Here is a 13,050-nt window from a genome sequence, read left to right as displayed (position 1 = left end):
TTTACTGTTTACACAAATCTAGATGATGTATTTACGCAAAAGGCTGCAATCAATAGTTGTAAAAAATGTTAAATACAGGTTTTCTTTTGTTTTTCAAGATTTTGATTTGTAGTTGCTTTGCGAGTAAAGCGTTTTTGGGGGGATTCATTCGCTAAGTGCTCTTGCGTACGAGGGTAGGAATCATAAAAAAAGACCGATTTCTTATGAAACCGATCTTTTTGCTCTTCCTCTTGGACTTGAACCAAGGACCCTCTGATTAACAGTCAGATGCTCTAACCAACTGAGCTAAGGAAGAATTTGTTTATCTTTCGTACCTTTCACCAAAGGCCTTTCTGAAAATGCTCTGCAAAAGTACAAGCTATTTTCGAATTATGCAATATCTTTGTAAAAAAAATATTATATGAGTATACTTGGATTAGGTAACGCCTTGGTAGACGTACTATTACGCATTGACTCCGACGAAGTGCTTCCGCAGGTAGGCATTGAAAAAGGGGCTATGGACATGATCAGTGAAGAGCAAATGATTGCCATTCGCACCACCCAGGAGCGTTTTGAAAAGAGCCAGACACCTGGCGGATCGGCCTGTAACAGCATGCGCGCCCTCTCCCACCTGGGTGCCCGCGCAGGATTTATCGGAAAAATCGGCAGCGACGATACCGGAGCATATTACAAAGAAGCTGTTGATAAAGCAGGCGTATCGCCTTATTTTATTCATACCGACGGCATATCGGGCAGTTGCACCGTACTGATCTCGCCTGACGGCGAACGCACCATGGGCACCTTCCTGGGACCGGCGGCAACGATCCATCCGGATGAGATCACCGACGAAGTGCTCGCCGCTTACGACTACCTCTATATCGAAGGCTACCTGATCGTGAACGAACCGCTGATGCGTTCTATCATGAAGCGAGCCAGGCAATTGGGCTTGAAAGTAGCCTTGGACCTGTCGAACTTCAATATTGTCAACGCCTTCAAAGGGATGCTGGAAGAATTGATTCCCAACTACGTAAATATACTCTTCTCTAACGAAAGCGAAGCAGAGGCCTTCACCGGACTGCCTGCCGAAGAGGCTGTACGGGCCTTGGCAAAACAGGTCGACATCGCCATCGTTACCTTAGGCAAAGAGGGCGCGTTGATTGCCCAAAATGAACAGGTAGTCCACGTGGCGGCCGAAGGCGGAAAGCCTATCGACACCACGGGTGCGGGCGACCATTTTGCTGCCGGCGTCCTGTACGGACAAACCCAAGGTGCCACGCTGGAGCAATCGGCACGTATCGGCTCCCTGCTTTCAGGCTATGTGATTGATGTGATTGGCCCGGAAATACCCGCCATACATTGGGATGAAATAAAGTTAAAAGTAAAAGAGATATTGGGTTAAAGCCACTATATTCTTTACTTTTACATCTTCGTAAAACGAATTAGAACCGAATGAATATGTTGAAGCAATCAAAAGCACTCGTCGCAGTGCTTGCTCTGTTTATCCTGGGTGGGAGTCATACACCCCTGCGTGCGCAAAAAGACAATCGTTTTGAGATAAGTAAGAACCTGGAGATATTCAACGCCTTAGTCAAAGAGATGGAGATGTTCTACGTGGACTCTGTCGACATCGAAAAGAGTCTTCGTCGCGGCATCAACTCCATGTTGGCCGGGTTAGACCCCTATACGGAGTATATCCCCGAAGAGAATATGGACAACCTCCAGCTCATGGCCACCGGCGAATATGGTGGTATGGGATCATTGATCCGTCAACGTCCGAATGGCGAAGGGGTTATTGTTGCCGAGCCCTACGAAGGCATGCCGGCCGCCCTGGCGGGATTGCAGGCGGGCGACCGTTTCCTGTTCATCGATTCGGTCGATGTTTCCAAGGCCAACAATGATGAGGTGAGCAAACTCCTGAAAGGGGTGCCCAATACGAAAATGACCGTCACCATACAGCGTCCCGGCGAAAAGAAACCCCGTAAGATCGATATTGTCCGCAAACAGATCGTTATCAACCAAGTGACCTACTACGGGGTACAGGATGGCGACGTGGGCTATATCTACCTGAGCGGATTCACCGACAAGAGCGGTCAGGAGGTAAAAGCGGCGTTCGAAGACCTGAAGAATAATCACAACATCAAATCTCTTATCCTGGACCTGAGAGACAATGGCGGAGGCGTACTGGAGGCTGCCGTGCAGATTGTTGGTCTCTTCGTGCCCAAAGGAAGCGAAGTGATCTCTACCAAAGGGAAGATCAAACAGTGGGATCGCGTCTATCGTACCTCGGTAGAACCGATCGACACGGTTATTCCGTTAGCGGTATTGATCAATGAGAACTCAGCCTCTTCGTCGGAGATTGTGGCAGGCGCCATGCAGGACCTGGATCGCGCCATATTGGTCGGACAGCGTTCGTTTGGCAAAGGACTGGTGCAGTCCACGCGCGACCTCCCCTATGACGGCAAGCTGAAAGTGACGATCAGTCGTTATTATATCCCCAGCGGTCGTTGCATCCAGCAATTAGACTACAGCCACCGCCGGGCAGACGGTAGCGTAGCCGCTATCCCCGACAGCCTGACAACGGTGTTTCATACGGTAAACGGACGTGAGGTACGCGACGGCGGTGGCATACGTCCCGATTTTGAAGTAGAAGCGGAGGATGTGCCTACGATGATCTATTACCTGATGAACGATTATGCCCTGTTTGATTTTGTCACCGACTGGGTACAGAAACAGAAGACACGGGTTCCTATCGAAGAGTTTACTGTGACCGACGAAGACTTTGAAGCCTTGAAGGCCTATGCCAAAGAAAAAGAGTTCAGCTACGACAAACAAAGCACAAAAGCCCTGAAGCAGCTAAAGGAAATTGCGGAATTCGAAGGATACCTGAAGAACGACTCCACCCTTTTCGATAGCCTGGAAGAGAAATTGACACCGGATCTGGAGCGCGACTTCGACCGCAACAAAGAAGCGATCAAGAAACTGTTAGCTTCCGAAATCGTTGTCCGCAATTATTACCAACGAGGCCGGGTGATGGAAAGCCTGAAAGACGATAAGGTATTAGACAAAGCTATTGAGGTGCTTCACAACCAGGAACTTTATCAATCAACGTTTCATACCATGCCTAATCCCTGATTAAGCGATAGAGTGATATATAAAATGGCTTTAGCGAATGAATGACAGATTCGGCTAAAGCCATTTTAAAATTAGCCAGGCGGGTAACACTTTTTAACGTATCATATTGCGAGGCAAAATAGGGTTTTTGCTATCAAAATGATAATTGGTTATGGGATGGGAAATTCGTCGGAATATGCTATTTTTGTTCCCAATAAAACAAGAATATATGAAACGAGAAAGTAAAGACTTCATCTATGAAGAAGAGACAATTTGGGAGGTGGTAGGCGAAGGTGTGCGTCGCCAGGTGATGGCCTACAATGATCAGTTAATGCTTGTCAAAGTGGCTTTTGAGGCCGGTGCGGTTGGTGCGCCTCATACGCATCCTCATACGCAGGCGACCTATGTGGTGAGCGGTCTGTTTGAGTTTACGACCGACGGACACACCTCTATCATTAAGGCCGGTGATTGCGTTTACATCAAACCGGATGTTTTGCACGGGTGCAAATGCGTAGAGGCAGGGACGCTTATCGATACCTTCGCACCTATGCGGGAGGACTTCTTGGTGTGTCCGTAAACATTTTTTTGCATCAAACCCCTTTTTGCTTAACATCTATTATTGGTAAAAGTCTTGACAACAAGGAAAAAGCCCCTATCTTTGCATCGTGGTTTTTTCATAATAGTATTAGATTTAAGGTTAACAAAGTTTGATTAGGGGTTGTCGTGAGACAGCCTTTAATTTTTTTAAACCATTGGATGGTCTCTCTTCGTAGGGGGGGCTATTTTTTATTGTGTCAACTTATACATGCCTCCGGGAAGGATTTTAACCACGCCCTCCATCTCCAGTTCAAACAGTAGCGACGATAGTTTGTAGACCGGCATCTCGGTTGCCAGGGCCAGGGTGTTTATGTGTATCTCATTTTTGCCTCGGATGGCGGAGACAATTTTGTCGTAGTCGCTGTTTTCCGGGAACGAGATCATTGATTGCTGCGGGATGCCGGGCGATTCGGTTGGGTTTTCCCAGCATAATCCGGCGATCAGCTCCTGTGCGGAGGTGATGAGGCCCGCTTTGTTTTGTCGGATCAGGCTGTTGCACCCTTTGGAATGTGCATCGTTGACCCGTCCGGGAAACGAGAAGACATCCCGTCCGTATGAGAAAGCGATATCCGCCGTAATCAGGGAGCCGCCCTTTTCGGCCGATTCGATCACAACGGTGGCGTCGGATAGTCCGGCTACGATCCGGTTGCGTTTCACGAAATTTTGGCGTTCAGGCTGGGTGGCACTGGGGAAGTCGGTGAGCAATCCGCCGTTGTTCAGCATCTCTACCGCGATGTTGCGATGTGCTGAGGGGTAGATCATATCCAAACCATGCGCCAGGACGGCAACGGTCGGTAGTTTGTTGTTGAGTGCCGAGCGATGTGCCTGTATATCTATGCCGTAGGCCAGTCCGCTGACGATAAGCATATCCGGGAATATCTCCGCCAGGTCGTGGATTAGCTTCTCTGTCAATTCTCTACCGTAATGGGTCGATTTGCGTGTGCCCACAATGCTGATCACCCGGGGAACATTCAAATCGGCATTGCCTTTGTAGTAGAAGAGCACCGGCGCGTCCGGACATTCGCGCAGGCGCACCGGGTAGTCGGCCTCGCCCATAAAGTAGGTCTTCAGGTTGTTTTTGCATACGAAAGAGGCCTCTTGCTCTGCCAGGTGAAGCACTTCGGCACGCCGTATCTCCGCAATGTGGCGCGAGCCTATGCCGGGTACTTTTTCCAATAATTGCTTTTTCTCGGTGAATATCGCCTCCGCACTGCCCATTGTCTCCAGCAGGTGGCGAGCCAGGATGTCGCCAATGCCATTAATCATGGTGAGCCCTATTTGATAGATAAGATTCTGTTCCATAGCTAAGATTTTGGACTAAAAATACAAAAAATAATGGCCGCCTGTTTGTTTATGGCAATAAGGATGGCAAAAAAAAGATCCCGGCTTCATTATAGAGGCCGGGATCTGAAGTGAGAACCCTTATTTTTGTATATCACTTGAATTATTGTACTTCTACCAATGTAGTTTCGAATTCGTTGTACTGCCAATCCAGTGTGTAGCATTTAACAGAGCATTCTACTTTGTCACCTACTACTTTTACAGATACATACAGTTGGTAGATGTTACCAGCTTCCACGTAGTTGTGACCGATTCCAGTTAAGCCGTTCGGATTGATTGTATATGTTCTTACTTCTTCTCTTTCACCTACGTTGAAAGTCAGCTTCAGAGAAGTCAGGTTGCTTGTGTCAGCGTTCGGATAAGTAACGAAAGAAGCGTAAGCGTCTTTACCGAAATCAGCAGCAGTAACTACTTCGTTTGTGAAAGAAGAAACGGTTTCGTTCAGTTTTCTTGTTGTGTTCTTGTTTATTAATTCAACGCTTGTCAAAGCAACTGTTGCTTCTTTACCTTCTGTGATGGTTGAGTTGAATTCTACCAGTTCTACCTGAGCAGTCAGTTGTTTCAATACGATAGCGATTGTTTCTACATTACCGTTCTTTGCGTCAGCGATTGTTTCGAAACCTTGTCCTTTATTGAAGCTAAACTCTTTGCTTTTACCGAATTTTACCATGTTAGAAAGATCAGCAGCGCCGTAAACAACATCTTCTACCTGATCTTTTGTTGTCATGCTTGCGAAAGAGATAGTTGTATTCGCGATTACATATACTTGGTAAGTGCGACCTGTTTTTACTAATACGTTCAGTGAAGTGAAATCGGTTACGTTATCTTTAGCGAAGAATACATTGTTGCCTTCCAAAACAACAACAGAAGCGTTTTCGAACGTGTCCATTTTTTCGCCATCCCAAGAAGAGCTACTGGCACGTGTTGCCATTTCGCCAGATACATTAAAAGAAACATACAGTTGAGTGTCGTCAGCAGAAACAGTAGCAGCTTCAGAAGTAGAAGCAACGATAAGCATATCATCTTCCATAGAACATGATACGGCAGCTACTAAGAACAATGAAACAGCTAATAATACATTTAAGAATCTCATGACGGTAATTATTAAAACGGTAATTTTCTTTTTGTCTAAACTTTCTGATGCAAAGATATGGCGGGTTTCATCGCAGGGAGATAGGTGAAAACTTCATCTTTCAGCGGTGATTCTACCTATTTTCGACCTTTGATAAGATTACCGCTCACAATGATAGGAACGCCATAGGGTGATAGCGAAATAAATAGGGGAGAAGGTGCATGTTTTGGAGGGAATTGGAGGGAGATAGGAAATAGGAAATAGGAGATAGGAGATAGGAAATAGGAGATAGGAGGAGACGTTAAAGGCAAGCAATCGTAGATTGCCCTGCTCTGTAGCCAGTTGCCTCAGGCTGCTGGACTTCAAGTAGGAGAAAATGTGAAGATTGCGGGGATGCACGCCGCAGGCGTGAGATTATGCATAACCGTATGCAAGCGTAGCGCAGCTTACGGTAGTGAATCATCTATATAAAAAGCCCCGCATGGGGCGGGATTATGGCAGATCTCGCACCTGCGGCGCTTGATTGACAGGTAGTTGCTATACCGTAAGCTGCGCTGCGCTTGCATACGGTTATGCATAATCTCGCGCTGGCAGCGCGCTCTCCACCTACAAATTTTCCAATATTTGAAAGTAACCTATCAATCATATCACGACTTAGAGGTCTCTCCGGCGATTCTATCCACCACCACGGCAATCGCACCATCGCCTGTTACGTTGCAGGCGGTTCCAAAGCTATCCATGGCTATATACAGGGCTATCATCAGGGCTTGCAGCGTTTCGTTAAAGCCGAGCATGCTGTGCAATAGTCCCAACGCCGCCATAATAGCTCCTCCCGGTACGCCCGGAGCCGCCACCATAGCAATGCCCAGCATCATAATAAACCCACTGAAGCTCATCAGTGAAACCGGTTCGCCCGCCATGATCAGGATGGCCATGGCGCAGGCAACGATCTTCATGGTGCTGCCCGCCAGATGGATCGTCGCGCATAAGGGCACGGTGAAAACGGCAATGCTCTCGCGTACGCCGTTCTTGAGTGTCTGCTTCAGTGTGACCGGGATGGTGGCTGCCGACGATTGGGTGCCCAACGCTGTCGCGTAAGCCGGCAACATGGTGCGAAGCAGGCGGAAAGGATTCTTCCCGCTGGCGCCTCCGGCGATCAGGAACTGGATAACCAACAGAAGAATATGCAAGACAAAGATCACCAAGATCACTTTCACAAACATGGAGATAATATGCATCACCTGCCCGCTCACCGTCATATTCAGGAATATACCGAAGATATGAAGCGGCAACAGAGGAACAATCACCACCTCGATCAGTTTGATCACAATCTCTTTGAAGTCGTTGAACGCCTCGCGCAAGGTCGATCCGGCAATGTTGGAGAGCCCCAGCCCGATGGTGAAAGAGAGGATCAGTGCTGTCATCACCTCCATCAATGGGGGCATAGCGATCGTGAAATAGGGCGTTAGCATAAAATCTTCCGGGTTATCCAACGCGATCAGTTCCACATTGGCCGGAATAATCGAAGGGAACACCGCCGAACAACTGAAATAGGTAAAAAAGCCGGAGAACAGCGTCGAGCCGTAGGCAATCAAGGCGGTAATAGCCAACAGCCTGCCTGCTCCTTTGCCAAGGTCGCCAATCGCCGGAGCCACCAGCCCCAGGATAATCAGCGGAATAGCAAACGATAGGAAATTACCAAACAATGAATTAAACGTCACAAAGATACGAGCCAGCCAATCCGGAAAGAACTGACCGAAAATCATACCGGAAACAATGGCGATAACTACCTTGCCTAAGAGGGAGACTTTAATCTTTTTCATGGAATCGTTTTATTTTGTAGCCGATGGCGGCGATAATGATTGTCATTACGGGGCTTATTAGGTTGAAGAAGCAATAAGGGAGATAGGTAAAGGTGGAGACACCCAATACGGTGGCCTGTGTCATGCCGCAGGTGTTCCAGGGGATTAATGCCGAGGTGACGGTGACGGCATCCTCCGTTGTTCGGCTTAATAGGCGCGATTCGAATCCCATTTTATGATACATATCTTTGAACATATTGCCGGTCAGAATAATGGATATATATTGATCGGCGGTGCATATATTCAATAAGAGACCCGAACCGACCGTGGAGCTCACCAGACTGGTGCGTCCTTTTACAAAGCGCTTCAACTCATTCGTCAGGCTTTCCAGCATGCCCGAAGCTGTCATGGCGCCACCAAAACACATGGCGCTCAGAATCAACCAAATCGTGTCGAGCATACCGCCCATACCGCGGGTGGAGACCAGGCTGTTGAGTGTCTCATGGCCCATCTCAAGCCCCGTACCGCCATACAGGCTCATCAGCATGCCTTGGAGGCTCGCACGCATACTGCCCTCTTCCGCGCCGGCTATCTCCTGCAATAGATGCGGTTGGAAAAAGAGTGCCAGAAAGGCGGCCAAAAGAGCGGAGGTAAAGAGGGTGACCAACGGAGGCGCTTTGCGGGCGATCAATAGGCCGGTGACCACCGGCACAATCATCAGCCAGAGCGATATATTGAAGCGTTCGGACAGAATCCGGGAGAACTCAGCAACCTGACTCGTATCACTTCCGGTATGGTTGAACCCGGCGATGGTGAAGATAATCAGCGTGATCAATAGGGTGGGGACAGTCGTATAGAGCATATAGCGGATATGCGTAAACAATGGCACATCGCTTACGGTCGATGCCAAGACGGTCGTATCCGACAGGGGTGATATCTTATCGCCAAAATAGGCACCCGAGATAATCGCGCCAGCCGTCCATCCGGCCGAAAAGCCCTGTGCCTCGCCAATGCCCATCAGGGCAATCCCGATGGTGGCAATGGTGGTCCAGGAGCTGCCTGTCATAACCGAGACAATGGCACAGATCACACAGCTGGAGACCAGGAAGAAACTGGGGTGAAGTATCTGCATGCCGTAGTAGATCAGTGTCGGCACCACTCCGCTTATCATCCAGCTACCCGCCAGGGCGCCAATCAACAACAGGATAAGGATCGCGATCGAGACCCCCAGGATATTCCGGCTGATCGCCTTCTCGATCTCTTTCCACTTCACCCCGCAAAACGCAATCGCCAGGCCAGAGCAGATAGCCGCGGAAGTCAGTAAGACCACCTGGCTTGCCCCTCCCAGGGAGTCGCTGCCAAACAGGGAAATGGTAAAATAAAGAAATACAATCAACACCACAAGAGGAATGGCAGAGAGCCATGGTGACGGTAATTTGCGAGGGGTATCTTCCATGTAAACAGGGTTTTCTCTTTATACATGCAAAGGTAGTTTTTTTTTCTCCCTCTCCAAATACTCATTTCTCTCCCGCGAATACTCATTGGCTCGACTGAAAAAGATCCTTTGTCTTTAGTTTTGTGATGTGATTCGAACAAAACAATTTAAATTTACGGCAATGGGAAAGAAAATCATTTTATTCAGTTTGTTTTTACTCTTCGGCCTGGTTGGGTATGCAGAAGAGTATAAAAACATTGATTCGTTGGAACCCGGCGACTGGCTATTGATCGAGTCGGTCGAGTATTATCCCTACGTGGCGCCAGGCGTAGAAGAGGAGGTGCCCTGGCGGAATGAGAATGTACGACGAACGGTCTTGAAGGCCATCGTGACCGAAGTCGATACCAAACAGATCTCTTTTGACTTCCAGGTGGACTATCTATATGATGTCAAGAATATCGAAGGAGGAGAGGCTTTTTGGTATTACGATAGCCGTTATAAGTCTGATTTCCCGACAGGAGAAAGAGATATTTGGATGACGCTGAAAGAGGGCGAATGGGCTTTTCCCGACAGGGAAGAGATCGTTGCTTCTGCCTCATACGATCGCGCGAGCGGTATCATGACCGCCCTGGAATGTCCATACGATAATCTATATTATATCTATGCCGCCAACCGGGTTGATTATGGATTGAAAAATGAACAAACAAATGCCCTTCCAAAGCACTTACAACTCAAAAGGGGAATCATTGATCTTCAGCCTGTCATCGAATATGAAATGGAGCGCTTATTTGCCCAAAAAGAGAAGCCGATCACCACGGCTATCCGGCGTCCCATTAAGCCGACAGAGGCTCGAAAAGAGCAAACACAAAAGGTCGGAGACATTCCTGCTAACGAAGCCGGGGTGACTGAAACGCGCGAAACAAGGGTGGTCGACGCCTCTTTTTCTTTGCCTCCCAATGTATCGATTCATTTGGAAACCCCGGAAATGACTACGATATTCTACGAAGCATTTTATCTCTCTCATCCCACCTTATATTTCCATATTGATAGAGAACATATCAATCAATACATACATATGTATCTCTCTCCGGGTGATTCAGTCCGGGTGAAGCGGTTTGAGAATGGCGAAGTAGAGTATAAAGGAAACAGAAGTAGGGAAGAGTATGAGTTGATTTGGGAAATTCAACGGGTGGATCAATATGTTTTTTCAAGTAGAAGTCCCGAGGATTATCTGCAACACCGAAAAGAGAGATTTGATCAATTGATAGAAAAATGCGATACCATCCTGGACAGTTATTGGAAAAGAGTACTTGAGTTGAGTAGAGATTATATGTTGGCAAGCTCTAATCTCACTTTTAAATTGTATGGTGAAAATACAGGACAGATGATTGGGGATTCAGCTTCTATTCGGTCGATAGCCCCTTTGTATGATTATCAGTATAATCCGTCCGGTTATGAAAACTTTCTAATAACCTATGTCGACTATAAAAGAAGAGACATGGCTACGGAAACGATCAGCAACAGGAATCATCCTTCAGATCATAGTTTTGAGCGGAAATATTACTTGGCCGATCAACTATTGGCCGGTTATCCGAAGTATCGTGTGTCTCACCGCTATCTCTTGCAGAAGATGTATGCCGATAATCTGTCGGAAAGCCAGGCTGAGTATGACCATTTTATGCAAACCTGCCCCGACACCGCATTGCGGAATCTGATTCGGAAAATTTATGAGCAATTGTTGCCGCTGGAAAAAGGCAATAAAATTCAGGATACGGATATTACGCTTGCCAAAAAGGCGGTCTCTTCCTGGGGGAGCGACCGGGAATATGTGGTAATGGAGATATCTCCTTATATCCCTTCCGGTAATAATAGTTACTCTGATATTGATCGCCTGAACAAATTACTGCAAACCAAGGGGATAACAGATAAGATCCAATGTTATTTTTATGCTTTGGAACCCCGGGATGCTAATCAGGAAAAATTCGATCAGTATTTGTACATACCGGATACTACCCTTGTTGCTTCTCTTGCTTCGTTCGATCCTTATATAGGTGTTTTTCTTGTTATGCGAAAAGATGGTACTATCCTTTATCGTTGTACGAATCGGTTTTGGAGCCCGGAGAAAATGGCAGACCTGATCGAGCAAGACCTCAACCGAGCCTCTTCCTCCTCCTTCTGGCCTGCCTTTTGGAGAGGCTTTGGTTTTGCTTTTGTTTTTGCGGTATTGGCGGTGGGCATTATTCGTTACCGGCTGAATCTCAAACGTAAGAAAGAAGAGCAGCAACGAAAGATCAAGGAATTGGAACTGAAAGCGATCCGGTCGCAGATGAATCCGCATTTCGTATTTAACGCGCTTGGTTCGATTCAGAACCTGATCAACCGGGGCGATAATGCGAAGGCGAATGAATACTTAGTGCAATTCTCACGCATGGTGCGCATGGTATTGAATCACTCGGAAAAGAAAATGGTGGCGCTTTCGGAAGAAATCGAACAGCTTTATCTATATTTGAATCTGGAACAGTTGCGATTCCCGTTTGTATATGCGGTGACCGTCGACGAAACGATCGAAACCGATCTGGTAGAAATACCGGGTATGTTGATACAGCCTTTTGTGGAGAATGCCGTGAAACACGGCATTGCTCCGCGGGGAGAAGGGAATATCCTAATCGATATCAAACAGCGGGGCAAGGTGTTGCAAATCGATATCACCGACGACGGGCCGGGTCTAAATGGCCAGCCGTCGGAAGGTTTCGGTGTGAAAGCGGTGCAGGAAGAGTTTCAGATTCTGAAAGAATTGTATGAAACAGAGCCGACCATCACCATTCGCGACCGAAAAGAAACAGAACAGGTGTCGGGATGCCGGGTGACATTGGCCATTCCTATTAATTGAAAAACAAAGATGGAGGAAAAGATATACGCACTACTGGTAGACGATGAGGCGGGGAATCGGGAGAACCTGCGCCGTATGCTGGAGGTTCATTGTCCGCAGGTTGTCCTGCTGGGTGAGTACGCCACGGTGGCTGAGGCGCGGCAGGCGGTGGAGCAGAAACGTCCCGATCTGTTGTTTCTGGATATATGCCTGACCGATGGCACCGGGTTCGATCTCTTGGAAAGCCTGGCGCCTATCCCGTTGGAGGTGATCTTTATCACCGCTTTCGACCAATATGCCATTCAGGCTATCCGCTTTAGTGCCCTCGATTATCTGTTGAAACCCATCGACATCAAAGAGCTGACGCAGGCGGTCGAGAAGGCCGCCCGGACTATCCGGCAGAAAGAGGAGAACCGCCGTATGGCGAACCTGCTCCGTAACAGCCACCAACCGGATAAAAATAAGAAAATAGCCCTGTCGGTAGCCGATAAGATTGAGTTTGTTGCGATCAATCAGATCATCCGCTGTGAATCGGAAAGCAACTACACCACCTTTTTTCTACGTGACGCTACGAAACTGATCGTTTCTAAGACTCTGAAAGAATTTGATGAACTGTTGACCCCTTATCAGTTCCTGCGTGTGCATCAGTCGCACCTGATCAACCTGGAGGCCATCCGAAGCTTTATCAAAGGCGATGGAGGATACATAAAAATGTGCGACGGATCATCGGTTCCCATCTCCCGACAGCGCCGTCATCTGGTGATAGAAAAACTGAATAATCTATAGGCAAAAAAAATTCTCACCCGCATGAGAATTTTTTCTCACGCGGGTGAGAATTTTTTTT

Annotated in this window: 9 protein-coding genes and 1 tRNA gene; 5 read left to right on the top strand and 5 right to left on the bottom strand. The window is 47.6% G+C overall.

What is annotated here, in order from left to right:
- Nucleotides 1-221: 221 nt before the first annotated feature.
- Nucleotides 222-295, bottom strand: a tRNA-Asn gene (locus M2134_RS02730).
- A gap of 105 nt (nucleotides 296-400) precedes the next feature.
- Between M2134_RS02730 and M2134_RS02725 the strand changes: the two genes are divergently transcribed.
- The 3 genes from M2134_RS02725 (at nucleotide 401) to M2134_RS02715 (ending at nucleotide 3,667) form a co-directional block, all read left to right on the top strand.
- A complete protein-coding gene (locus tag M2134_RS02725) occupies nucleotides 401-1,378 on the top strand; it encodes an adenosine kinase (protein WP_280750257.1) in 978 nt (325 codons plus the stop codon).
- A 56-nt stretch (nucleotides 1,379-1,434) separates the two neighbouring features.
- Complete coding sequence (locus tag M2134_RS02720; RefSeq protein WP_280750258.1) at nucleotides 1,435-3,111, top strand: S41 family peptidase; 1,677 nt, start codon at nucleotides 1,435-1,437, stop codon at nucleotides 3,109-3,111.
- A gap of 208 nt (nucleotides 3,112-3,319) precedes the next feature.
- Nucleotides 3,320-3,667, top strand: coding sequence for a cupin domain-containing protein (locus M2134_RS02715; protein WP_280750259.1), 348 nt, complete (start codon nucleotides 3,320-3,322; stop codon nucleotides 3,665-3,667).
- A 209-nt stretch (nucleotides 3,668-3,876) separates the two neighbouring features.
- On the opposite strand, the gene dprA is transcribed toward M2134_RS02715, so the two are convergent.
- The 4 genes from dprA to nhaC form a co-directional block, all read right to left on the bottom strand.
- A complete protein-coding gene (dprA, locus tag M2134_RS02710; protein ID WP_280750260.1) occupies nucleotides 3,877-4,989 on the bottom strand; it encodes a DNA-processing protein DprA in 1,113 nt (370 codons plus the stop codon).
- Between the two features lie 142 nt (nucleotides 4,990-5,131).
- Complete coding sequence (locus M2134_RS02705) at nucleotides 5,132-6,121, bottom strand: hypothetical protein (protein WP_280750261.1); 990 nt, start codon at nucleotides 6,119-6,121, stop codon at nucleotides 5,132-5,134.
- Nucleotides 6,122-6,747: 626 nt separating this feature from the next.
- A complete protein-coding gene (locus M2134_RS02700; RefSeq protein WP_280750262.1) occupies nucleotides 6,748-7,923 on the bottom strand; it encodes a dicarboxylate/amino acid:cation symporter in 1,176 nt (391 codons plus the stop codon).
- Entirely contained in the window at nucleotides 7,910-9,358 is a 1,449-nt protein-coding gene (gene nhaC, locus M2134_RS02695; protein ID WP_280750263.1) for a Na+/H+ antiporter NhaC, read from the bottom strand. The genes M2134_RS02700 and nhaC overlap by 14 nt, the downstream gene beginning before the upstream one ends.
- Before the next feature lie 160 nt (nucleotides 9,359-9,518).
- Between nhaC and M2134_RS02690 the strand changes: the two genes are divergently transcribed.
- Together M2134_RS02690 and M2134_RS02685 are read left to right on the top strand one after the other, a co-directional pair.
- Nucleotides 9,519-12,227, top strand: a complete 2,709-nt coding sequence (locus M2134_RS02690) for a histidine kinase (protein WP_280750264.1) — start codon at nucleotides 9,519-9,521, stop codon at nucleotides 12,225-12,227.
- Nucleotides 12,228-12,236: 9 nt separating this feature from the next.
- Nucleotides 12,237-12,992, top strand: a complete 756-nt coding sequence (locus M2134_RS02685) for a LytTR family DNA-binding domain-containing protein (protein WP_280750265.1) — start codon at nucleotides 12,237-12,239, stop codon at nucleotides 12,990-12,992.
- Nucleotides 12,993-13,050 lie beyond the last annotated feature (58 nt).

The organism is Parabacteroides sp. PM6-13 (genome assembly GCF_029892605.1).
Lineage (GTDB): Bacteria > Bacteroidota > Bacteroidia > Bacteroidales > Tannerellaceae > QVMG01.
This window is presented reverse-complemented; position numbering and strand designations above follow the sequence as displayed.

What these genes read in the sequence shown, in the direction of transcription:
- M2134_RS02715 (WP_280750259.1), top strand. Translation starts at nt 3,320, where the DNA reads ATGAAACGAGAAAGTAAAGACTTCATCTATGAAGAAGAGACAATTTGG.
- dprA (WP_280750260.1), bottom strand. Translation starts at nt 4,989, where the DNA reads ATGGAACAGAATCTTATCTATCAAATAGGGCTCACCATGATTAATGGC.
- M2134_RS02690 (WP_280750264.1), top strand. Translation starts at nt 9,519, where the DNA reads ATGGGAAAGAAAATCATTTTATTCAGTTTGTTTTTACTCTTCGGCCTG.
- M2134_RS02725 (WP_280750257.1), top strand. Translation starts at nt 401, where the DNA reads ATGAGTATACTTGGATTAGGTAACGCCTTGGTAGACGTACTATTACGC.
- M2134_RS02700 (WP_280750262.1), bottom strand. Translation starts at nt 7,923, where the DNA reads ATGAAAAAGATTAAAGTCTCCCTCTTAGGCAAGGTAGTTATCGCCATT.
- M2134_RS02705 (WP_280750261.1), bottom strand. Translation starts at nt 6,121, where the DNA reads ATGAGATTCTTAAATGTATTATTAGCTGTTTCATTGTTCTTAGTAGCT.
- M2134_RS02720 (WP_280750258.1), top strand. Translation starts at nt 1,435, where the DNA reads ATGTTGAAGCAATCAAAAGCACTCGTCGCAGTGCTTGCTCTGTTTATC.
- nhaC (WP_280750263.1), bottom strand. Translation starts at nt 9,358, where the DNA reads ATGGAAGATACCCCTCGCAAATTACCGTCACCATGGCTCTCTGCCATT.
- M2134_RS02685 (WP_280750265.1), top strand. Translation starts at nt 12,237, where the DNA reads ATGGAGGAAAAGATATACGCACTACTGGTAGACGATGAGGCGGGGAAT.